The sequence below is a fragment of the Stappia sp. P2PMeth1 genome, from assembly GCF_900185735.1.
Taxonomy (GTDB): Bacteria; Pseudomonadota; Alphaproteobacteria; order Rhizobiales; family Stappiaceae; genus Stappia.
In genome coordinates, this window is sequence record NZ_FYAW01000019.1 from 125,938 (window position 1) to 146,883 (window position 20,946).

General features: G+C 67.7%; 25 protein-coding genes and 1 tRNA gene. 15 read left to right on the plus strand and 11 right to left on the minus strand.

What is annotated here, in order from left to right:
- Window positions 1-11: 11 nt before the first annotated feature.
- From P2PM1_RS11535 to P2PM1_RS11550, 4 genes are read right to left on the minus strand one after another with little or no spacing between them, the layout of a single operon-like run.
- Complete coding sequence (locus P2PM1_RS11535) at window positions 12-731, minus strand: SDR family NAD(P)-dependent oxidoreductase (protein WP_186399162.1); 720 nt, start codon at window positions 729-731, stop codon at window positions 12-14.
- A complete protein-coding gene (catC, locus tag P2PM1_RS11540) occupies window positions 728-1,018 on the minus strand; it encodes a muconolactone Delta-isomerase (protein ID WP_186399163.1) in 291 nt (96 codons plus the stop codon). The genes P2PM1_RS11535 and catC overlap by 4 nt, the downstream gene beginning before the upstream one ends.
- A 2-nt stretch (window positions 1,019-1,020) precedes the next feature.
- Complete coding sequence (locus tag P2PM1_RS11545; RefSeq protein WP_186394789.1) at window positions 1,021-1,326, minus strand: YciI family protein; 306 nt, start codon at window positions 1,324-1,326, stop codon at window positions 1,021-1,023.
- Window positions 1,327-1,328: 2 nt separating this feature from the next.
- Window positions 1,329-2,651: a short-chain fatty acid transporter gene (locus P2PM1_RS11550; protein WP_186399164.1), complete on the minus strand. Its 1,323-nt coding sequence runs from the start codon at window positions 2,649-2,651 to the stop codon at window positions 1,329-1,331.
- Between the two features lie 92 nt (window positions 2,652-2,743).
- Between P2PM1_RS11550 and P2PM1_RS11555 the strand changes: the two genes are divergently transcribed.
- The gene (locus P2PM1_RS11555; protein ID WP_186399165.1) at window positions 2,744-3,679 is read left to right on the plus strand and encodes a 3-hydroxyacyl-CoA dehydrogenase NAD-binding domain-containing protein; all 936 of its coding nucleotides are present in this window, start codon (window positions 2,744-2,746) and stop codon (window positions 3,677-3,679) included.
- Between the two features lies 1 nt (window position 3,680).
- Window positions 3,681-4,694 (plus strand): cyclase family protein, encoded by a 1,014-nt coding sequence (locus tag P2PM1_RS11560; protein ID WP_186399166.1) that lies wholly within the window; start codon window positions 3,681-3,683, stop codon window positions 4,692-4,694.
- 79 nt (window positions 4,695-4,773) lie between these two features.
- On the opposite strand, the gene pcaF is transcribed toward P2PM1_RS11560, so the two are convergent.
- Genes pcaF through P2PM1_RS11575 form a run of 3 tightly spaced genes read right to left on the minus strand, consistent with a single transcriptional unit; the run spans window position 4,774 to window position 7,378 of the window.
- Window positions 4,774-5,973, minus strand: coding sequence for a 3-oxoadipyl-CoA thiolase (pcaF, locus tag P2PM1_RS11565; RefSeq protein WP_186399167.1), 1,200 nt, complete (start codon window positions 5,971-5,973; stop codon window positions 4,774-4,776).
- Between the two features lies 1 nt (window position 5,974).
- A complete protein-coding gene (locus tag P2PM1_RS11570; protein WP_186394784.1) occupies window positions 5,975-6,643 on the minus strand; it encodes a 3-oxoacid CoA-transferase subunit B in 669 nt (222 codons plus the stop codon).
- 3 nt (window positions 6,644-6,646) lie between these two features.
- Window positions 6,647-7,378, minus strand: a complete 732-nt coding sequence (locus P2PM1_RS11575; protein ID WP_186388836.1) for a 3-oxoacid CoA-transferase subunit A — start codon at window positions 7,376-7,378, stop codon at window positions 6,647-6,649.
- Window positions 7,379-7,516: 138 nt separating this feature from the next.
- Between P2PM1_RS11575 and P2PM1_RS11580 the strand changes: the two genes are divergently transcribed.
- The 3 genes from P2PM1_RS11580 (at window position 7,517) to P2PM1_RS11590 (ending at window position 10,029) form a co-directional block, all read left to right on the plus strand.
- Window positions 7,517-8,272 (plus strand): IclR family transcriptional regulator, encoded by a 756-nt coding sequence (locus P2PM1_RS11580; protein WP_208985272.1) that lies wholly within the window; start codon window positions 7,517-7,519, stop codon window positions 8,270-8,272.
- A gap of 453 nt (window positions 8,273-8,725) precedes the next feature.
- Window positions 8,726-9,253, plus strand: coding sequence for a hypothetical protein (locus tag P2PM1_RS11585; protein WP_186399169.1), 528 nt, complete (start codon window positions 8,726-8,728; stop codon window positions 9,251-9,253).
- 17 nt (window positions 9,254-9,270) lie between these two features.
- Window positions 9,271-10,029: a hypothetical protein gene (locus P2PM1_RS11590; protein ID WP_186399170.1), complete on the plus strand. Its 759-nt coding sequence runs from the start codon at window positions 9,271-9,273 to the stop codon at window positions 10,027-10,029.
- A gap of 113 nt (window positions 10,030-10,142) precedes the next feature.
- On the opposite strand, the gene P2PM1_RS11595 is transcribed toward P2PM1_RS11590, so the two are convergent.
- The 4 genes from P2PM1_RS11595 to P2PM1_RS11610 all read right to left on the minus strand — a co-directional run bounded on the left by P2PM1_RS11595 (window position 10,143) and on the right by P2PM1_RS11610 (window position 12,085).
- The gene (locus P2PM1_RS11595; protein WP_186399171.1) at window positions 10,143-10,598 is read right to left on the minus strand and encodes a DUF3788 domain-containing protein; all 456 of its coding nucleotides are present in this window, start codon (window positions 10,596-10,598) and stop codon (window positions 10,143-10,145) included.
- Between the two features lie 314 nt (window positions 10,599-10,912).
- Window positions 10,913-11,224, minus strand: a complete 312-nt coding sequence (locus tag P2PM1_RS11600; protein WP_186399172.1) for a type II toxin-antitoxin system RelE/ParE family toxin — start codon at window positions 11,222-11,224, stop codon at window positions 10,913-10,915.
- A gap of 4 nt (window positions 11,225-11,228) precedes the next feature.
- A complete protein-coding gene (locus tag P2PM1_RS11605; RefSeq protein WP_186399173.1) occupies window positions 11,229-11,483 on the minus strand; it encodes an addiction module antitoxin in 255 nt (84 codons plus the stop codon).
- Between the two features lie 512 nt (window positions 11,484-11,995).
- Window positions 11,996-12,085: transfer RNA gene (locus P2PM1_RS11610), tRNA-Ser, on the minus strand.
- 942 nt (window positions 12,086-13,027) lie between these two features.
- Between P2PM1_RS11610 and P2PM1_RS11615 the strand changes: the two genes are divergently transcribed.
- From P2PM1_RS11615 to rsfS, 10 genes are all read left to right on the plus strand, one after another.
- Window positions 13,028-13,648, plus strand: coding sequence for a 50S ribosomal protein L21 (locus P2PM1_RS11615; RefSeq protein ID WP_186388833.1), 621 nt, complete (start codon window positions 13,028-13,030; stop codon window positions 13,646-13,648).
- A gap of 46 nt (window positions 13,649-13,694) precedes the next feature.
- Complete coding sequence (gene rpmA, locus P2PM1_RS11620; protein WP_186388832.1) at window positions 13,695-13,964, plus strand: 50S ribosomal protein L27; 270 nt, start codon at window positions 13,695-13,697, stop codon at window positions 13,962-13,964.
- Window positions 13,965-14,100: 136 nt separating this feature from the next.
- Entirely contained in the window at window positions 14,101-14,721 is a 621-nt protein-coding gene (locus P2PM1_RS11625; RefSeq protein WP_186388831.1) for a GNAT family N-acetyltransferase, read from the plus strand.
- A complete protein-coding gene (locus P2PM1_RS11630) occupies window positions 14,703-15,362 on the plus strand; it encodes a GNAT family N-acetyltransferase (protein WP_186399174.1) in 660 nt (219 codons plus the stop codon). Before P2PM1_RS11625 ends, P2PM1_RS11630 begins: the two co-directional genes overlap by 19 nt.
- Window positions 15,359-15,916, plus strand: a complete 558-nt coding sequence (locus tag P2PM1_RS11635) for a GNAT family N-acetyltransferase (RefSeq protein WP_186399175.1) — start codon at window positions 15,359-15,361, stop codon at window positions 15,914-15,916. Before P2PM1_RS11630 ends, P2PM1_RS11635 begins: the two co-directional genes overlap by 4 nt.
- Before the next feature lie 35 nt (window positions 15,917-15,951).
- Window positions 15,952-16,995: a GTPase ObgE gene (gene obgE, locus P2PM1_RS11640; protein ID WP_186399176.1), complete on the plus strand. Its 1,044-nt coding sequence runs from the start codon at window positions 15,952-15,954 to the stop codon at window positions 16,993-16,995.
- Window positions 16,996-17,170: 175 nt separating this feature from the next.
- Window positions 17,171-18,385: a glutamate 5-kinase gene (gene proB, locus P2PM1_RS11645; protein ID WP_186399177.1), complete on the plus strand. Its 1,215-nt coding sequence runs from the start codon at window positions 17,171-17,173 to the stop codon at window positions 18,383-18,385.
- On the plus strand, window positions 18,378-19,658 hold the full coding sequence (locus P2PM1_RS11650) for a glutamate-5-semialdehyde dehydrogenase (RefSeq protein WP_186399178.1): 1,281 nt from the start codon (window positions 18,378-18,380) through the stop codon (window positions 19,656-19,658). The genes proB and P2PM1_RS11650 overlap by 8 nt, the downstream gene beginning before the upstream one ends.
- Window positions 19,659-20,267: a nicotinate-nucleotide adenylyltransferase gene (locus tag P2PM1_RS11655; protein ID WP_186388825.1), complete on the plus strand. Its 609-nt coding sequence runs from the start codon at window positions 19,659-19,661 to the stop codon at window positions 20,265-20,267.
- Between the two features lie 235 nt (window positions 20,268-20,502).
- Window positions 20,503-20,916 (plus strand): ribosome silencing factor, encoded by a 414-nt coding sequence (gene rsfS, locus P2PM1_RS11660; protein ID WP_186388824.1) that lies wholly within the window; start codon window positions 20,503-20,505, stop codon window positions 20,914-20,916.
- Window positions 20,917-20,946: the final 30 nt, after the last annotated feature.

The window sequence follows — 20,946 nt, forward strand, 5'->3', positions numbered from 1 at the left end:
GCGGCCGGCGCTCAGGCGCCGGCGAGACCCACCGTCACGCCGCCGCAGACGAAGACCGTCTGGCCGGTGACGAAGCCCGATCTCGCATCGCAGAAGAACGCGACCGCCTGCGCCACGTCCTCGCCGGTGCCCATCCGGCGCATCGGCACCTTGTCGACGATCGCGCGGGTCGTGGCGGCCTCGGGCGGATTGTTGCGCCAGAACGCCTCGGTGGCGATGGGGCCAGGGGCGACGCAGTTCACGGTGATGCCGAAGGGCGCAAGCTCCAGCGCCCAGGTGCGCGCCATCGACTGGGCCGCGCCCTTGGTGGCGCTGTAGAGCGAGCGCAGTTCCTTGCCGAGCGTCACCCGGCTGGTGTTCATGACGATGCGGCCATGGCCCGCCGCCTTCATCGCGGGCACGAAGGCCTGGGCGGCGATCAGCGAGGGGCGCAGGTTGACATGGAACAGCCGGTCGAGATCCTCCAGCGCCACCGCTTCCAGCGGCGCCGGGGCGACGATGCCGACATTGTTGACGAGGCAGGCGACGGGCCCCTCAGCGGCGATTTCCGCGCAGGCGGCACGGGCGGCCGGCGCATCGGCAAGATCGACCTGAACGAAGCGGTCGGGCCCGGCCCCTTCCGGCTCGACGATGTCCAGCGCGGTGACATGACAGCCATCGGCGCGCAGCCGCGCGACAATGGCCGCCCCGATGCCCCGCGCCCCGCCGGTGACGACGGCGCGCCGGCTCACCTGTCGTCCTCGTGGATCGAGGAGGGGTGACGGCACAGGGCCGTCACCGCGATCTCCATCCAGGGAAACAGCGGCAGCCCGGTCAGCACCTCGTGCAGATGGGCATTGTCGCGGCAGTCGAAGATCGAGACATTCCGGTAGGATCCGGCAACCCGCCACAGGTGGCGCCAGATGCCCTGCCGCTGCAGGTCCTGGGAATAGGCCTTCTCCCGTGCCTTGATGGCGGCGGCCTCGACCTCCGGCATGTCGGCCGGCAGACGCACCGTCATTTCGACCTGAAACAGCATTCTCACTCCTCGTTCAGTGTATTGCGGCCGTCGAGATAGGCCTTGCGCCAGCGGGTCACGAAGACCCGCTCGAACAGATCGCCCGTGTGGAACGGGTCGGCGGCGATGAAGGCCTCGGCCTCGGCCCGGCTCTCCACGGCGAGGAGGTAGAGGCCGCCCGAGGCGGCCTCCCCGTTGTCATCGAGCTTGGCCCCGCAGGCGAGCAGCAGGTGGCGGTTGGCCTCCAGATACTCCAGATGCGCGGGGCGCAGGCGCAGGCGCAGATCGCCCGATCCGGGCCTGTCATAGGTTTCCACCATCCACGGCATGGCTAACCCACCATCCCCCAGATCAGGCAGGCGCCGCCGAAGATGACGCCGAGATAGGCGAGGATCAGCACCATGTAGCCCATGATGTCCGAGAGCTTCAGCCCCGAGATCGCCAGCGCCGGCAGCAGCCAGAACGGCTGCACCATGTTGGTCCACTGATCGCCGATCTGCACCGCGAGCGCGGTTGCCGGGATCGAGGCGCCGAGCTGGCGCGCGGCCTCCATCATCACCGGCCCCTGGATCACCCACTGGCCGCCGCCGGACGGCACGAAGATGTTGATCAGGCCGGCCGAGACGAAGGACCAGATCGGCAGCGTTTCCGCCGAGGAGATCGCCACGAACCAGTTGGCCAGCGTCACCACCAGGCCCGACCCGGACAGGATCGCCAGAATGCCGGCATAGAACGGATACTGGATGATGATGCCGCCGAGGATCTTCACGCCGTCGGTCAGCGCCGCCAGAAAGCGGTGCGGCGTGACGAACAGCAGGATGCCGAGGAACAGGAACACGGTGTTGACGAAGTTCAGCGTGACGCCGCCGCCGTTCCACAGGTACTGGCCGACATAGAGCATGCCGAACAGGCCGAGGCCGATGCCGATAACCGGGCTGTTGTTCAAGCGGTCCGAGGGCGTGTCGCGCTTGACCTCGGCGACGGTGAAGGCCGCCTGGGTGCCGGGATCGACCTCCTTGATCTGAGCCGGGTCCTTCGGGTGCAGCATCGCGTTGAAGAACGGCAGCGTCACCACGATCAGCACGCTGGTGGTCAGCAGGATCGGCGAGAAGATGGTGGAGCTCAGCGGCACCAGGCCGATGGACTTTTCGAGGAAATGGCCGGGGGTGTTGATCAGCAGCGGCACCGAGCCGGACAGGCCGACGCCGTAGAGCGCGAAACCGGAATAGCCGGCGGCGATCACCAGCGGATAGTGCAGGCCCTTGACCTTGTGACCGAGCTTCTGGGCGATCAGCGTGCCGATCACCAGACCGAAGCCCCAGTTCATCCAACTGGCCACCGCGCCGATCATCGTCGCCGCGATCACCGCCCCGGCCGGGGTGCTGACCGGAGCGATCAGCCGGTCCATCAGCCAGTTGGTCAACGGCGTGCGGGCAAGGATGAAGCCGGCCAGGAGAATGATGGTCATCTGCATGGTGAAGGCCAAAAGGTTCCAGAAGCCATCGCCCCAGAACCGGGTGGCCTCCAGGAAGCCGGTGCCCTGGCTGACCATGGCGAAGACCACCGTCAGCGCCGTCAGGATGACGGCAACCACCAGCGGATCAGGCAGATAGCGGCTCATGATCCGTGTGAAGAAATTCGCGACTGCGTTCATGCTCCCCCCTCCTCGAGGTCTGTGCTTATGACGCTTGCTTATCAATAAACTTCACTTATTTTGTCAATGAATAAGTTGACAGGGGGACGCCGATGCAGGTGGCAATCATGGGTGCGGGCGTGATGGGGCAGCGTCTGGCCGCGCATTTCCTGCGGGCGGGCTTTGCCGTGGCCGTGACCGACCCCTTGCCGGAGAGCCTTGAAAAGGCCGATGCCTTCCTCAAGGAGGCGCTGGCGGAGGGTGGTCGCGCGGTTTTCGCCGCCGCGCCCGCGGGCCTGCCGGACGGGTGGCGCGGCTGCCGGCTGGTGATCGAGGCGGTGCCGGAAAAGCTGGCGATCAAACATGCGGCCCTTGCGGCAGCCGAGGAGTTCTTCACCCCGCAGACCTTGATCGCCTCGAACACGTCGGGGCTGACCACGGCGGAGCTGGCGGCGGGGATGCGCGCGCCGCAGCGCCTTGCCATCGCGCATTTCTTCAATCCCGCCGATGTGATCCCGGTGGTGGAGCTGATCGCCGGCCCGGGGATGGAGGAGGCGCGGCTGCAGGAGCTTGCCGCGATCCTGGCGCGCTCGGGCAAGCTTCCGGCGATCCTGCGGCAGGAGGTGCCGGGCTTCGTCGCCAACCGCATCCAGCATGCGATGATGCGCGAATGCCTGCATCTGCTGGAAACGGGGGTGGCCGATGCCGAGACGATCGACACCATCCTGCGCTGGTCCATCGGCGCGCGGATGGCGTTTTTCGGCCCCTTCCTGCAGCGGGACCTGAACGGGCTGGACACCCATCTGTCGATCGCGGAATACCTCTACCCGCAGCTCTCAGCGACCGACACACCGGCCGGGGTTCTGCGCAGCCGCGTCGCCGCCGGAAAGACCGGGCGCAAGGCCGGGCGCGGCTTCTACGACTGGGACGGGCCGCGCGAGGCGGCTGTCCGCGCCGCCGAGGCCGATCTGGCGGCGCTGATCACAACCATGACCGCGCGTGAAAGCGCAGGCTCCCGGTCGCAGACCGAGAAACTGGAGGACGAGTGAGATGCCCGACTGGAAGACCGCGCCCGAGGGCGGCAACTGGGGACGGTTCGGCCCCGACGACGAGCTCGGCACGCTGAACCATATCGGCGCGGCCGAGCGCAAGGCCGCGGCGGCGGAGATCCGCGAGGGGCTGGCCTTCTGCCTGTCGCTGCCGCTGGACATTCCCGGCGCGGTCAGCATCCATCCGCGCCGCAAGCCGCCGCGCCTGCAGCCGACCTATCTCGGCGACACGCCCTATATCAACTACCCGCTGGAACGGGCCGAGGCCGGCTTGCGGGATGTGCTGAGCGACGATCAGGTGCTGATGTCGATGCAATATTCGACGCAGTGGGATTCGCTCGCCCATGTCGGCGCGCTGTTCGACGCCGATGGCGACGGGACGGCGGAGGCGGTCTATTACAACGGCTTTCGCGCGGGCGAGCATGTGCTGGGGGCGAGCGAGGGCAGCCCGCACGGCTCCTATGCCCGCCGCCTGTCGGTCGCGCCGATGGCCGCGACCGGCGTGCAGGGACGCGGCGTGCTGGTCGATCTGCTGGCCGCCTTCGGTCCCGGCCGCACGGTGGTCGGCCTCGAGCTGCTGCAACAGGCGATGGACAGCCAGAACGTCACCCTGCGCCCCGGCGACATATTGATGCTGCGCACCGGCTATGCCGAGGCGCTGCTGGACATGCAGGAGGCGCCCGATCCGGAAGGCCTGTCGCGCTTCGGCGCGGTGCTGGACGGCAGCGATGCCGCCCTGCTCGCCTGGATCGGCGACAGCCGGATCGCCGCGATCGCCGCCGACAACGAGGCGGTGGAGCACATGCAGAAGGCCTCGGAGCATTGCTGCTTCCGCCTGCCGCTGCACCACCACTGCCTGTTCCGCCTCGGCCTGCCGCTGGCGGAACTGTGGTACTTCCGCGATCTGGCGGCAGCGCTTGCCGCGCGCGGCCGGCACGCGGCCTTTCTCACCGCCCCGCCCTTGCGCCTGCCCGGCGCGATCGGCTCTCCGGTGACGCCGGTCGCGACGATCTGAGACGGGAACCGGGGCGGCGGAACCCGTCGCCGCTCCGGTCCGCAGGGTCCCAGCCCCGCTCCGGTCAGACGCGCTCCAGTCAGACCCGCTCCAGGGCGATGGCGATGCCCTGGCCGACGCCGATGCACATGGTCGACAGGCTGCGCCGGCCACCGGCGAGCGCCAGTTCCAGCGCCGCCGTGCCGACGAGCCGCGCGCCCGACATGCCGAGCGGATGGCCGAGCGCGATGGCCCCGCCGTTCGGGTTGACGCGCGGGTCGTCGTCGGCGATGCCGAGCCGGCGCAGCGTCGCCAGACCCTGGCTGGCAAAGGCCTCGTTCAGCTCGATCACATCGAAATCGGCCTCACCCAGCCCCAGCCGCGCCATCAGCTTTTCCGACGCCGGGGCCGGGCCGATCCCCATGATCCGCGGCTCGACGCCCGCCACCGCGCCGCCGAGGATCCGCGCGATCGGCGTCAGCCCCTGCCGCGCCGCCGCCTCGGCGCTGGCGATGATCAGCGCCGCCGCGCCGTCATTGACGCCGCTGGCATTGCCCGCCGTGACCGAGCCGCCGGCGAACAGCGGCTTCAGCTTGGCCAGCGCCTCGGCGGTGGTGGCGCGCGGATGTTCGTCGTGCTCGACGATCAGCGGCTCGCCCTTGCGCTGCGGCACGGCGACCGGCGCGATCTCTCGCGCCAGCCGTCCGCTTGCCTGCGCCGCCGCCGCCTTGGCCTGCGAGGCCAGTGCCATCGCGTCCTGTGCCTCTCGGCTGATGCCGAAGTCGTCGGCGACGTTCTGTCCGGTCTGCGGCATGGAATCGGTGCCGTAGCGCGCCTGCATCAGGGGATTGACGAAGCGCCAGCCGATGGTGGTGTCATGGATCTCCGCCGCCCGCGAGAACGCGGTGTCCGCCTTCGGCAGGACGAAGGGCGCGCGGCTCATGCTCTCGACGCCGCCGGCGATCATCAGCTCCGCCTCGCCCGCCTTGATGGCGCGGGCGGCGGTGAGCACCGCATCCATCCCCGAGCCGCAGAGCCGGTTGATCGTCGTGCCGCCGATGGTGAGCGGCAGCCCGGCCAGCAGCAGGGACATGCGGGCGACATTGCGGTTGTCCTCGCCCGCCTGGTTGGCGCAGCCATAGATGACATCGTCGACCGCCTCCCAGTCGAGCCCGGCATGGCGCGCCATCAGGGCGCGGATCGGCACCGCGCCAAGATCGTCGGCACGCACCAAGGACAGGCTGCCGCCGAAGCGGCCGATGGGGGTGCGGATATAGTCGCAGAGGAAGGCGTCACGCATCTCAGACCTCGGGAACGATGAGATCGGCAACGGGACCGGGCACCAGCAGCTCGGCGCCGGTCACCGCCTGCAGCGCCTCGAGCGACAGGGCGGGGAGCTTTTCGCGCAGCACGAAGCGGCCGCCCTCGATGTCGATCACCGCAAGGCTGGTATAGACCCGGGTGACGCAGGCAACACCGGTCAGCGGCAGGCTGCAGCGTTTCACCAGCTTGGGCTTGCCGTCCTTGGTGACATGCTCGGTGATCACCGCAACGCGCTTGGCCCCGTGCACCAGATCCATGGCGCCGCCAACGGCCGGCACGCCCTTCGGCCCGGTCGACCAGTTCGCCAGATCGCCGGTCTCCGCCACCTCATAGGCGCCGAGGATCGCCACATCGAGATGGCCGCCGCGCACCATGGCGAAACTGTCGGCATGGTGAAAGAACGCCGTGCCGGGGCGGATCGTCACCGCCTTCTTGCCGGCATTGATGATGTCCCAGTCTTCCTGGCCCGGCGGCGGCGCCTCGCCGAAATTCAGAATGCCGTTCTCGGTATGGAAGATCGCCTCGCGCCCGGCCGGCTGGAACTGCGCGACCTTCTCGGGAAAGCCGATGCCGAGATTCACATAGGCGCCGTCCGCGATGTCCTGCGCCGCCCGCCAGGCGATCTGGTTGTTCGACAGCTTATCCATGTCTCAGGCCTCCAGCGGATAGGCGGCGTTGGCGCGGTTCAGGTCTTCCTCCTGATGCGGATCGGCGACGGCGACCACCTTCTGGACGAAGATGCCCGGCGTCACGATCGCCTCCGGATCGAGACCGCCGGGCGGCACGATGCGGCTGACCTGGACGATCGCCTCGCGCGCGGCCATGCACATCAGCGGATTGAAATTGCGCGCCGCCGCCCGGTAGACGAGATTGCCGTAGCTGTCGGCCGCCTCGGCCTTGACCAGCGCGGCATCCGCCTTCAGCCAGCGCTCGCGCACGTAAGGACGGCCGTCGAACTCCTCGACCGGCTTGCCCTTCGCCAGATCGGTGCCGTAGGAGGTCGGGGTGTAGAAGGCCGGAATGCCGGCGCCGCCGGCGCGGATGCGCTCGGCCAGCGTGCCCTGCGGCACCAGTTCCAGCTCGATCCGGCCGGCGAGATAAAGCTCGGTGAACACCACCGGATCGGCCGAGCGCGGGAAGGAGCAGATCAGCTTTTTCACCATCCCCGCCTCGATCAGGGCGGCGAGGCCGACATGGCCGTTGCCGGCATTGTTGTTGACCACCGTCAGGTCCGTCGGATGGCCGGTGGCGCGGTAGCGGTCGATCAAGGCGTGGATCAGCTCGATCGGCGCGCCGGCGCCGCCGAACCCGCCGATCATCACGGTCATGCCGTCCTCGATCCCCGCCACCGCAGTGGCAAGGTCTGCGACTGTCTTGTCCATGTCGGTTCCCCTTCGTGGGCACCCTCGCCCGATCCTCGCCAACGGATAGGCGGCGCGGGGCTTGCCGTAAATCCGGTTTGTGCGATAATTGCACTTTGTTACGATATCGCACAAAAGGCGCCAAAGGCACGCATGACGATCAGCGAGCGCGACATGATGAGCGGGCTGGCGAAGGGGCTGGCGGTGATCGAGACCTTCACCGCCGACCGGCCGCGCCAGTCCATCGCCGAGGTTGCCGCCGCCTCGGGGCTCGACCGGGCGACCGCGCGGCGCTGCCTGCTGACGCTGACCCGGCAGGGCTATGCGGAATGGGACGGCAAGTTCTTCACCCTGACGCCGCGCGTGCTGCGGCTCGGCACCGCCTGCCTTGCGGCGATGCCGCTGCCGCAGCTCGTCCAGCCCGTGCTCGATGCGCTGTCGGACGAGATCGGCGAAAGCTCGTCGGTGTCGATCCTCGACGGCGACGAGATCGTCTATATCGCCCGCGCCGCGCAGCAGAAGGTGATGTCGATCGCCCTGATGCCCGGCTCGCGCCTGCCCGCCCATTGCACCAGCATGGGGCGGGTGCTGCTGGCCGCCCTGCCCGAGGAGGAGGCGCGCCGGCGGCTCGGCCCCGGACCGCTGCCCGCCCGCACGCCGCTGACGCTGACCGACCCGGAGGCGGTGATGCGGCGGCTGGCGCAGGTGCGCGCCGACGGCCATGCGCTGAACGACCAGGAAATCGAGATCGGCCTGCGCTCGATCGCCGTGCCGGTGCTCTCGGCAAGAGGCAAGGTGGTGGCGGCGCTGAATATCGGCGTCTCGGCCGCCCGCGCCACGCCGGAGGACCTGCGCCGGCACTTCCTGCCCGCGCTGCTGCGGGTGCAGGACACCTTGCGCCGGATGCTGGGATAGGGGTCGGACAGATGCCGGCACGGGGCGAGCCGAAGGGCAGGCCGACATCTCGGCCAGGCCGAGATGCAGGGCCCCGGCGTTTTGGGCGGTAAGCCCGCGTCCGGCGCGGCATGTTCGGCGCGCGCGGCTACAAGGGGGGGGGGAGCGGACTGGCGGGTTTTGGCGTCTGTACTGCGGAAGTCGTACATCGCCCGGCGTCAGCGAAGTTTCAAAATTTGCCAAGGAACTGAGCCCTTCAGTTCAGCATGATTCCCTCCCGAAAGGCCCTACCTTGCAGCGATAGTGAAGAATTGAGCGATTTACTGTGACAATGAGCGGGCGCGGCAATCGCTCGCACAAACAACATCGGCTTGGTATTGTAGTGGGATGAGAAGCGAGGACATTCCCTTCCAATTCGATATAGTCGACCCATTGGCGCGGGCACGACGGCAGGTGAAGGGCCACCTAGGCGACGTGACGGTCAATCTGCCCTTCGTAAGCATCGCGGTCAGCCCGAAAGACCGGGAGCGCCAAGTTGCGCGCGAGCTCATAATCCGGCTACGGGACCGGCGGGTGCTCTTCGCTTGGGAGTGTAGCGACGGCTGCTTTGACAACTCCCTCAAGTCGCTGGGTGAGATCAGGCAGATCATCGTAGACAAGCAGTTGGAGCTTGCCGAGTTGCAAGACGGATCGCTCTATCTGCTGCTCGACGCAATGGGACTGGGTATTCGTCAGTTCCAGACCGTTGAGGAGCTGTCACGTCGTGACGACGATGCTCCGCCGCATCCGCGCTTCGGCAACTTCCACCGGCCACCCGATATCCGGCAAGCCTACTTCGACGGGCAGGAGGTTCTTCGCGGCCACATGAGCCGCTGCCTTGGGCAGATCGCCACCATCGCAGGGATGCCTGCGCTCAGCGAAGGGGTGATCGCTGGATATCAGGGCCCGTGGCCGCTCGATGCCTATCGAGAACCGCCTTCACTGCCCTCAGCGGGCGGGTAGGTAACGGGGAGGGGGCCGTGTGGAATTGGTTGAAGAATAAGCCGCGCCAGTCGGACAATGAGTTGAGGGTACTGGCGGAACAACTCATTGGGCCTCAGGCGCTCGCCATCTCCCTGGCCGAGACGGTGCGCGCCTACGTCGCTGCCGTTCAGGCCGGGAAGATCTCTTATCCAGCGCACCGACGCAAAGGGTCCAGCGTGGTGGAGATATGGGCGGACTTACGGATCGAGGCCCTGCACAAGATGTTCAACTTCGGGCAATCAAACCCCTTCCTATTGTCTGACCTGCAGCGTCAAGAGGAGCTTCTGGCCTGCTTCCTAGACGAGCGGCCCCACTTCGAAATGCCTCAGCCGCGCGGCGCGGTCATTCCCGACACTATACAGGCGATGTTCCAAGTCTATCTCTATCTAGACGCTGCCGGATCAGAGGTTGCTGACCGGGAAACGGATCGCACGGGCCTAAAGCTGGTAGGGCGCTCGATCCTCGACCGGATGGAATCAGAGTGCGGCGAGCTGCGACTCAGGCTGCCAGCACTCCGGGTAGGCACGAGCGAAGGTACTATCCCGCCGACGATGATCGAACTGCTATATGAAGATGTCACCGTCAAAGCTAAGTCCATCGCTCTGTCTGCCAAGTTCGGCCCGCATTACGAAGGCGGCATCAAATTCGTGGAGGACCAGTTGGCGAAGCAAGACGAGGACCTGGCCGCTTTCAGGGCCTCTGTTACACGGGTGATGGCGGCAAAGGACCCCGACCATTTAAGTTCGGATCGATGACCAGTTTCGGCGCTGCGCTCACTGAGCAAAACGACCACATTGACGTCATGAGCGGTCATTTGCCCTGCGGATCAGAGCAGGCGGGATGCGAGGGACGCGGGCCCTGGTCTTGATCAGGCGGCGGCCTTGCGGGGGCGTTTGAGCGTCAGGAGCTCAGTGACGTCCTTCAGCTCCTCGGCCGAGGAGATGCCGATCTTCAGCCACTTGCCATCTCGATATGTCTCCGCCTCGTCATAAAGCGCCATGAGGCGGGGGCTAAGGCGATCGCGCCGCGCCTCGACCTTCTCCCGCTCCGCCCCTCCCAGCACGACCACGGCAGAGAAGGCCCGGTATTCGGGCAGGAGCGTGCAGAACGCCCTGGATTTCTTGTAGCGCAGGGACCACCCGTGCTTCTTGCCGCCATAGACCCAATCGGGCGTGAAAACGCCAGGATATGAGCCCTCGATCCACTCCCGCAACGCGGCCCACCGCGTGAACGCGTCCGGCCCGATCCAGTCGCGGACAGCCGTCTCGTCCGGCGGCGCTGACGTGTCGGTGATCCGGCTTCCAACCTCAGGCGAATGGTTCATGCAGCCACCCCTTGCGTCCACGAGAGCATCGCAAATGCGGCAAGGACAGGAAAGGGCCATGACGTCTCGGCGGGCATCCCATCGGGACCAGTGCGCATAGGGGCGCATCCTGCCGCCACAGCCTTCATCGCTATCGGGCGGCGGTTCCCGGCGTTGTTCGGCGGCAGGGGAGACCGGCGGAACTATCGCGCAATTGATGGCACATGGCGGAGCGTTCGGGAGGATTTCGCACTCGGGGTGAGGAGCGCGAGCGGCGTCAGACTGCCCGCGCGGGGCGCTGCGCGAAGCGAGACTACCGTTTCAGACGGAGAGCCTCACACCCCGAAATCCTCCCGGAAGCGGTCGATAGCGTGCATCCGCTCGTGCAGGATCGTCACGATGCCGATGTCGCCGTTGGAGAGCCTGCGCCAGTAGACGAAATGGTGTTCGTAGCGAAAGACATACCCGTCGACACCGAACTCGGCCGGTATGGGCACCGAGCCGACGCCCCGAGACTCGATCTTCTCGAAGGCCGCGAACATGCCGGTGATATAGCGATCGGCCTGGTCGCGCCCCCATCGATCCCTTGTGTAGCGGTAGATGTCGTCAAGGCGCAGCGACGCTGCCTCCTGAACGCGGACGGCCATCCGGTCAGGTCCGGTTCCGGGCGATCACCTCGGCCGCAGTGAGCGACTGGTACGATGACTCCGGCGCGGCAAAGGCATGGGTCAACTCAGCCTTCAGCCGGTCGAAAGCCTCGCGCTCGACACGCTCCTTGTCGCGGCGGATCAGGTCGCGGATGTATTCGCTGATATTCTCGTAGGATCCGTCCTCGCCCACATTCGCGGCGACGAAATCGCTGAGCGGGCCGCTGAGGCGAACGGTCATCGTGGTCGTGCGGGACATGGCGATCATCCTCTCATGGCGCTTGTATTCAATATACTCAAAAACGCACACGTCACAATGCCACAGAATGCCCTGCCCTTGGGCAAAGTCGGCGGCCGCTGCGGTGGTTCAGTCGCCGCACCTTATCAGGAAGCTCTGCGATGGCGCGTTCCGCGACCACCAGCGTGGTGGCCATCATGAGGTTCTCGCGCCCGGAAACGAACTCAGAACCGGATAAACCTTGGCGGCAGGCCAAGGGCGACAGCGCGAAGTCAGAGAATGGAGGGGAGAAAGGACGAAGTCCGAACTCGGAGCCACGAGCGCGACAGCGCGACCGGCCGGTTAGGCCGCCCCAGCGGAGGCGTCGAGCGAAGCGAGTTGGCGTGAGATCAAGAGAATGGCGGAGCATCGCGCAGACATTTCGAACCCGCAGGGTTCGCAAGGCCAAGGGCCGTCCGAGCTCATGCGAGGCCCCGACTGGAGCGAAGCCCGGAGGGCGGCAGCGCGAAGGGCGACAGCGCGAAGTCAGATAATGGCGGAGAGAGAGGGATTCGAACCCTCGGAACGCTTGCGCGCTCAACGGTTTTCGAGACCGCCCCGTTCAACCACTCCGGCACCTCTCCGCGATATGAGATGTCGTGGTCTCAAAGTGCGACGGTACATAGCGAAGTGCGGCGGACGGCACAAGAGGCGTCTTGCAACTTTCCCCATTGCAGACGATGAGGGGTGCGGCGGGCGCAGGGCAGAGTCCGGATGAGGCGCGACATGTGGCACCCCCGCACGCAAAAAAGCTATCCACTCGCATTGCCAGACACTATCGTTTGCATGGAGATCGTTCTTTACAAAGTGTCATCTGTTTTATGTGGCAGGCTGCAACCATGAATTACTATGTCTCGCATATGTCACCACACAAAAGGGCGCGCATTCACAAGGCAAGTTGCCCTGATTGCCGTGACGGTCAAGGCCAGCAGGGACAGCATCGCACAGGGTCCGGCGCCACAGGATGGGATGGCCCTTTCACGACGCTGGCCAATGCCGAAGCATTCATGGCTTACAGATTCAGTCATTTTAGCAATACTGGCAAGTGTGGTCGCTGCAAACCTGGGCTGGAGTAATACCGGCCGCGGCACAACGACCGAATCAGTAGCGCCACACGATCAACTGCGCGGATTCCCGAAAGCGCACAAAACCGCGCGGGCAAGCGTTGACTTTGCATCGCCGATCCGTATAGTCGCGCTGCTTCGCAAAGGGCCCGAAAAGGCCCCTCCGTTGCCCGAGGCTCTCCGCCGCTCCCCGCAACCCACAGCCACCGCCTTGAAAGACAGGGCCTGACTGCGGCTTTCCGGGGGTCCGGCAGACCATCTCGCCAGGCTTTGACGGGCATGCGCCCGACGCGCCGGCAGGGACGGTTTCAAGAGAGGCACGACGCCTCCTGCAGGCCGTGTCCTCGTCAAGTTCCCGCAAGGGCCGCATGGCCCGCCGGGACGCCGAAGGGCAGGATGACGAAGCCCGGCAGGCCACAAAGGCCGGCCGGCGAGCAAAACGAAAAGAAGGACGTGCGAGACATGTTCGCAGTGATCAAGACGGGCGGCAAGCAGTACCGCGTCGCCCAGGATGACCTGCTCAAGGTCGAGAAGCTCTCGGCCGAGGCGGGTGAGACCGTGACTTTCGAGGACGTGCTGATGGTCGGCGGCGAGACCGACACCATGATCGGCGCGCCCCTGGTCGAGGGTGCGAGCGTCGTCGGCGAAGTCGTCGACCAGGCCCGCCACCGCAAGATCATCATCTTCAAGAAGCGCCGTCGGCAGAACTCGCGTCGCCGCAACGGCCACCGCCAGAGCTTCACCTTGGTCAAGATCACCGACATCCTGACCGGCGGCGCCAAGCCGGCGACCAAGAAGAAGGCCGCTGCTCCGAAGGCGGAGAAGGCCGAGGACGCAGGCGCTGAGGGCGATCTGCCGGTCCTGTTCACCGCGCCGGATGCGCCCGCCGACGATCTGAAGAAGATCTCCGGTGTCGGCCCCGTGCTGGAGAAGAAGCTGAACGCGATGGGCATCACGACCTACGCCCAGGTCGCAGCCTTCACCGCGGAAGACATCGCCCGCGTCGACGAAGCCCTGTCCTTCAAGGGCCGCATCGAGCGCGACAACTGGGTCCAGCAGGCAACGGAGCTGGCCGGCAACTGATTGCCGCCGCTGAGGTCTGATATAAGGTTCGACGAGGAGTTTCGTCATGGCACACAAAAAGGCAGGTGGCTCGTCCCGTAACGGCCGCGATTCCGCGGGCCGACGTCTGGGCATCAAGAAGTTCGGCGGCGAGACGGTCGTCCCGGGCAATATTATCGCGCGCCAGCGCGGCACGAAGTGGCATCCGGGCACGGGTGTCGGCATGGGCAAGGATCATACGATCTTCGCCACGGTGGAGGGCACGGTGACCTTCCAGAACAAAGCCAACAAACGCACGTTTATCAACGTGATGCCACTCGTAGACGCAGCAGAGTAACGCCGACGTGTTTGGTTCGAACCGCCGGCGTCCCATCGACCCGGCGGTTTGAGCAAACCGGCATGATCGCGACGATCAGGGGAGATGGGCCGCCATCTCCCCTTTTCTTTCTTTCGTCGCACTGCCGGAGGACACCATGGTTGCGGATCTCGAAGAGAGCCTGGAAGAAGAAAGTCTGGTCGCGGCCGCCGGGCCGCAGGAAACCGCGAGGCTGCGGCTGGACGCGCTGCGTCACGACGACCTCGCCGATCTCGTCTTTCTCGCCAACAACCGCCGCATCGCCACGATGGTGGCAACGATGCCCCACCCGTTCACCGTCGTCGACGGGCGAAACCTCATCGCCCTTTCGGCGAACCGAACGGCAACGCGGGCCAAGTTCGCCATCCGCCTGAAGTCGACGGGCCGCGTCATCGGCGCCATCGGCTATGGCGCGCTCGACGAGGGCGAGCCGCTGCATCTGGGCTACTGGGTCGGCGAGCCGTTCTGGGGCCAGGGCTATGCCACCGAGGCGGCACAGTCGGTGGTCGACCACGTCTTCACCCTGCCCGGCATCGACCGGCTGGCGGCGGCGGCCCGCGTCACCAACCCGGCCTCGCGGCGGGTGCTGGTCAAATGCGGCTTCCAGTTCGTCGACCAGGGGATGCTGCATTCGCGCGGCGCCGGTGGGCCGGTCTCGGTCGACCGTTTCGCCATCGACCGCAGCACCTGGCGCGCCCTCAAGCAGTGGGGGCGGATGACATGCCTGACCTCTGCCTGAATGAGGGGCGCCTGAACAAGGGACGCCTGAATAAGGGGCGCCTGAACAACGGACGCCTGAACGAGCGGGTCGCCACGCGGCGGCTGGTGCTGCGGCCGCTGGAGACGGGCGACGCGGAGGCCATCGACAGGCTGTGCAGCCGCGACCATGAGGTGGTGCGCTGGCTGACCGGCATGCCCTGGCCGCCGAAGGACGGGGCGGCGGCGGAGTTCGTCGCCGCTGCCATCGACACGGACCCGTTCGCCGGCGAGGCTGCCTTCGCCATCACGCTGGGCGGCGTCCTGATCGGCCTCGTCGCCATCAAGGCGCCGGGAGAGCTTGCCGAGCATCCGGACTGCCCGTCGATCGGCTACTGGATCGGCCGGCCGTTCCAGGGCTTCGGCTATGCCGGCGAGGCCGCAGCGGCGGCGCTCGGCTGGGGCGTTGCCGCCCATGGCTGCCAGGCGATGGCGGCGCGGGCCTTCGCCGACAATGCCGCCTCGCTCAAGGTGCTGTCGCGCCTCGGCTTTCGCGAGACGGGCCGGATGATGCGGACCTCGCTGGCGCTGGGACACGAGGTGGAGAACGTGGTGCTGCGGCTGGAGCGCGAGAACAGGCTAGGCGCCGATGCCGGCGCCGGCCTTGCGGAGGCTGCGGTATGAGCGCGCTCGCCCATCCCGTGCTGAGGAGCGCGCGGCTGACCCTGCGCGCGCCCGTGCCTGCCGATCTCGACCGGCTGGCAAGCCTTGCGAACGATGCCGATATCGCGCGGATGCTGGAGCGCATGCCGCATCCCTATTCGCGCGCGGACGGCGAGGCCTGGCTTGCCGGCATCGGTGGTGATCCGGCAAAACTCGAATTCGCCATCGACGACGGCAGCGGCTTCATCGGAGCGCTGTCGCTGCGCGGATTGGACGAAACGCCGGTGATCGGCTATTGGCTTGGCCGGCCCTATTGGGGACGCGGCTATATGAGCGAGGCCGTCGGCACCGCGCTTGCCTGGATTTTCGGGGCCTGGACTTTCGGGGCAAGAAGCGCGCAAGCCGTCGAAGCCCGCGTGATGACAGAGAATTCCGGATCGCGGAACGTGCTGGCAAAGCTCGGCTTCCGCGACATCGGCGAGACGGACTGCGCGAGCCTGGCCTGCGGCGAAACCCGGCCGGCGCGGCGCTACCGGCTCGACCGCACGACATACGAGCTCCCGCGCCAGGTCTGACGACCGACCGCGGGGCGAGCAGAAAGACACGACGCATGAAGTTCCTCGACCAGGCCAAGATCTATGTCCGCTCCGGCGACGGCGGCGCGGGCGCCGTCTCGTTCCGGCGCGAGAAATTCATCGAGTTCGGCGGCCCGGACGGCGGCGACGGCGGACGCGGCGGCGATGTCTTCATCGAATGCGTCGACGGGCTCAACACGCTGATCGACTTCCGCTTCGCCCAGCATTTCAAGGCCAAGACCGGCATGCACGGCATGGGCCGCAACCGCACCGGCGCCAAGGGCGACGATGTGGTGCTGCGGGTGCCGGTGGGCACGGAGATCCTGGAAGAGGACAACGAGACGGTGCTGGCCGACATGACCCGCGTCGGCGAGCGGCTGCTGCTGCTGAAGGGCGGCAATGGCGGCTTCGGCAACGCGCATTTCAAGTCGTCCACCAACCAGGCGCCGCGCCACGCCAATCCCGGCCTGGAGGGCGAGGAGAAGTGGATCTGGCTGCGGCTGAAGCTGATCGCCGATGCCGGCCTCGTCGGCATGCCGAATGCCGGCAAGTCGACCTTCCTCGCCACCGTTTCGGCGGCGCGGCCGAAGATCGCCGACTATCCTTTCACCACGCTGCATCCCAATCTCGGCGTCGTCGAGATCGACGGCAACGGCTTCGTGCTGGCCGACATTCCCGGCCTGATCGAGGGCGCGCATGAGGGCATCGGCCTCGGCGACCGGTTCCTCGGCCATGTCGAACGCACCCGGGCGCTGCTGCATCTGGTCGATGGCACCCAGGAAGATCCCGGCGAGGCTTACCGCGTGGTGCGCGGGGAACTCGCCGCCTATGGCGCCGGGCTCGACGAGAAGCCGGAAGTGGTGGCACTGTCGAAGGTCGACGCGCTCGACGAGGAGACCCGCGCGGAGCGGGCCGCCTTGCTGGAGGAGGCCTGCGGCCAGAAGCCGCTGCTGCTGTCCTCCGCGAGCGGCGAGAATGTCGAGCGGGCGCTACGGATGATCCGCCGCGCCATCGACCGCGACCGCGAGGACGAGGCGAACACGGTGCCGCAGGTGCCGAGCGAACCCTGGCGGCCGTAAGGCGCCGGGCACAGGAACCAGGCCCGGACAGGTCCGGGCCGCAACGGAGGGGCCGTGATGGGCCGACCATGACCGGGAGCGTATGAGCGGGCGCACAAGGGCGCCCCGCCTCACCCTCCCCTGTCTTCCGCGCGGCTGCAACGGGCCGCGCACCTGACCTGACGGACCACACCCGATGTCCACCCCCCTCTCCGAGTCGCTGGCTCCCTCGACCCATGGCGAGGCCGACACCGCAACGCGCACCGGCCGCCTTTCCCGCCACCGCCGCCTCGTCGTCAAGATCGGCTCGGCCCTGCTCGTCGAGGACGGCCGGCTGAAGCGCGACTGGCTCGAGGCGCTGGCCGACGATCTCGCCATGCTGGCGCGGGCCGGCACGGAGCTCATCGTCGTCTCCTCCGGCGCCATCGCGCTGGGGCGCGGCGTCCTCAAGCTGCCGCGCGGCCCGCTCCGGCTAGAACAGGCGCAGGCCGCCGCCTCGGTCGGCCAGGTGGCTCTCGCCCAGGCCTATGCCGAAGCGCTCGGCGCGCGCGGGCTGACCGCCGGCCAGGTGCTGCTGACGCTCGGCGACACCGAGGAGCGGCGGCGCTATCTCAACGCCCGCGAGACGCTGGGCACGCTGCTCAAGCTCGGCGCCGTTCCCATCGTCAACGAGAACGACACGGTCGCCACCTCCGAGATCCGCTACGGCGACAATGACCGGCTGGCGGCGCGCGTCGCCACCATGGCCAGCGCCGACTGCCTGGTGCTCTTGTCCGATGTCGACGGGCTCTATACCGCGCCGCCCGCCAGCAATCCGGATGCGGTGTTCCTTCCCGAAGTACCGGCGATCACCGGCGAGATCGAGCAGATGGCGGGCGCCGCCGGCTCCGAACTGTCGCGCGGCGGCATGCGCACCAAGATCGACGCGGCCAAGATCGCCACCTCCGCCGGCACGGCGATGGCGATTGCCAGCGGCAAGCGGATGAACCCGCTGGCGCATCTGGAAGCGGGTGGCCGGGCGACGTGGTTTCACGCAAGGTCGACGCCCGCCAGCGCCCGCAAGGCCTGGATCGGCGGCCATCTGGAGCCGCGCGGCGCGCTGCATCTGGATGCCGGCGCGATCCGTGCGGTGGTCTCAGGCCGCAGCCTGCTGCCGGCGGGCATCCGCCGGGTGGAGGGCGACTTCCACCGCGGCGACGCGGTGCGGCTGGTGGCACCGGACGGGCGCGACATCGGCCGCGGGCTGGTCGCTTACGACCATCCGGAGGCGGGGCTGATCCTTGGCCGCAACAGCCGCGAGATCGAGGCGATCCTCGGCTATGCGGGCCGCGCGGAGATGGTGCACCGGGACGATCTCGTGCTAAGCGGGCAGACCGGAGAGACGGCGACGGGAGGCGGCAGCGATGCTTGAACGAGTGGCGAAGACCGAGATCGCGGGACTGATGCGGCAGATGGGCCGCGAAGCCCGCGCGGCCTCGCGCCGACTGGCGACGGCGGATACGGCGGCGAAGAACGCCGCCCTGGCGGCGATGGCCGAAGAGGTGCGCCTTGCGAGTGCCGAGATCCTGGCGGCGAATGCGCAGGACATCGCCGCGATGACGGCAGGCGGCCAGAGCGCCGCCTATCTCGACCGCGGCACGCTGACGGGCGAGCGCGTCGAGGCGATTGCCGCCGGCATCGAGGCGGTGGCGGCGCTGGACGATCCCGTCGGCGCGGTGATCGCCGCCTGGGACCGGCCGAACGGGCTGCAGATCGAGCGCGTGCGCACGCCGCTCGGCGTCATCGGCGTGATCTATGAGAGCCGGCCCAACGTGACGGCCGATGCCGGGGCGCTGTGCCTGAAGGCCGGCAACGCGGTGATCCTGCGCGGCGGCTCCGACACGATCCGCTCGAATCTCGCCATCCATGCCGCGCTGGCGCGCGGGCTCGCCCGTGCCGGTCTGCCGGAAGCGGCGATCCAGGTGGTGCCGGTGACCGACCGGGCCGCCGTCGGCGAGATGCTGGCCGGGCTCGACGGCACGCTCGACGTGATCGTGCCGCGCGGCGGCAAGAGCCTCGTCGCGCGGGTGCAGCAGGAGGCGCGGGTGCCGGTCTTCGCGCATCTGGAAGGCCTCTGCCATATCTTCATCGACCGCAGCGCCGATCCCGAGATGGCGCTGAAGATCGCGGTCAACGCCAAGATGCGCCGCACCGGCATCTGCGGGGCGATGGAAACGCTGCTGATCGACCGGGCGGTGGCGGAGACGCTGCTGGTGCCGGTCTGCACCGCGCTGATCGAGGCGGGCTGCGAGATCCGCGGCGATGCGGACGTGTGCGCTGCCGTGCCGCAGGCACGCGCGGCGACCGAGGACGACTGGCGCACCGAATATCTCGACGCGATCCTGTCGGTGCGGGTGGTCGACGGGCTGGAGGCGGCGATCGAGCATATCGAGACCTGCGGCTCGCATCACACCGACGGCATCATCGCCGAGGACCCGCAGGCGGTGGCGCGGTTCTTCGCCGAGGTGGATTCGGCGATCCTCACCCACAATGCCTCGACCCAGTTCGCCGATGGCGGCGAGTTCGGCATGGGCGCGGAGATCGGCATCGCTACGGGGCGCATGCATGCGCGCGGGCCGGTCGGCGTCGAGCAACTGACGAGCTTCAAGTACCGGGTCCACGGCACCGGGCAGGTGCGCCCCTGAATGGACCCTCGGCTCGCCATCCCGCATGCCGAGCCGGGCAACCGTATCGGCCTGTTCGGGGGATCGTTCAATCCGCCGCATTCCGGCCACCGGCTGGTCGCCGACATCGCGCTTGCCCGGCTCGGGCTCGACCGGCTGTGGTGGCTGGTGACGCCCGGCAATCCGCTGAAGGACCATGCCGACCTGGCGCCGCTGGGGCAGCGGCTCGACGCGGTCGAGGCGCTCGCCCGGCATCCGCGCATGGCGGTGACGGCGCTGGAGGCGCAGCTCGGCACGCCCTACAGCGCCCGCACGCTGGCGCTGCTGACGCGGATGCGGCCACGGCTCAACTTCGTTTGGGTGATGGGAGCGGACAACCTCGCCAGCTTCCACCGCTGGCAGGACTGGCGCGGCATTTTCGCGCGCGTGCCGATCGCCGTGGTCGACCGGCCGGGGGCGACGCTGCCCGCACTCGCCTCGCCGGCGGCGCAGAGCTTTGCCGGCTGCCGTCTCGACGAGGCCGACGCGCGGCTTCTGCCGGGCCTGGCGCCGCCGGCCTGGACCTTCCTGACCGGGCCGCGCGACGCCTCCTCCTCGACCCGCCTGCGCGCCGATGCGAAAGCACGGTGAAAGGTTCCGTTCGGCAAGATCGCAACAGTGTCTTGAAAACGCCACCAACGAGGGCCACTCTTTTCCTGCGCCGGAAGAGTCGCGCCGTACCGCGTTTCGGCGTACAAGGCCGGATAACGGACGCCTGCCCCAGGCAGCACGTCCCTATCCATCAGGCCGCAGCCCATGGATGCACCTTGCGGTGCAGGCCGGGCGCGCGGCCGGACGAACCGGATGAAAGGCAATCCGTCTGAGTATGACCTTCGACACCGAGGCGACGGCTCCCACCGCCCCTCACCCCGCAGCAGCCGGCACGCAGCAGCGTGCGGACCTGCTCGAGAGCGTCCTCGCCTCGCTGGCCGATTCCAAGGCTGAGGACATCGTCACCATCGACATCACCGGCAAATCGCCGATGGCCGACCAGGTCATCGTCGCTTCCGGCCGTTCGCACAGGCATGTCGGCGCCATCGCCGATCACCTGCTGCGCGACCTGAAGGATGCCGGCCATGGCAACGCCCAGATCGAAGGCGTGCCCCAGTGCGACTGGGTGCTCATCGATGCGGGCGACGTGATCGTCCATGTGTTCCGCCCCGAGGTCCGCGCCTTCTACAATATCGAGAAGCTGTGGTCCGTCGACGACGTGAGCGCACCGGTGCACTACGCCGGCTGACGCCGGCGTAGCGAGGAGACGACGAGGGCC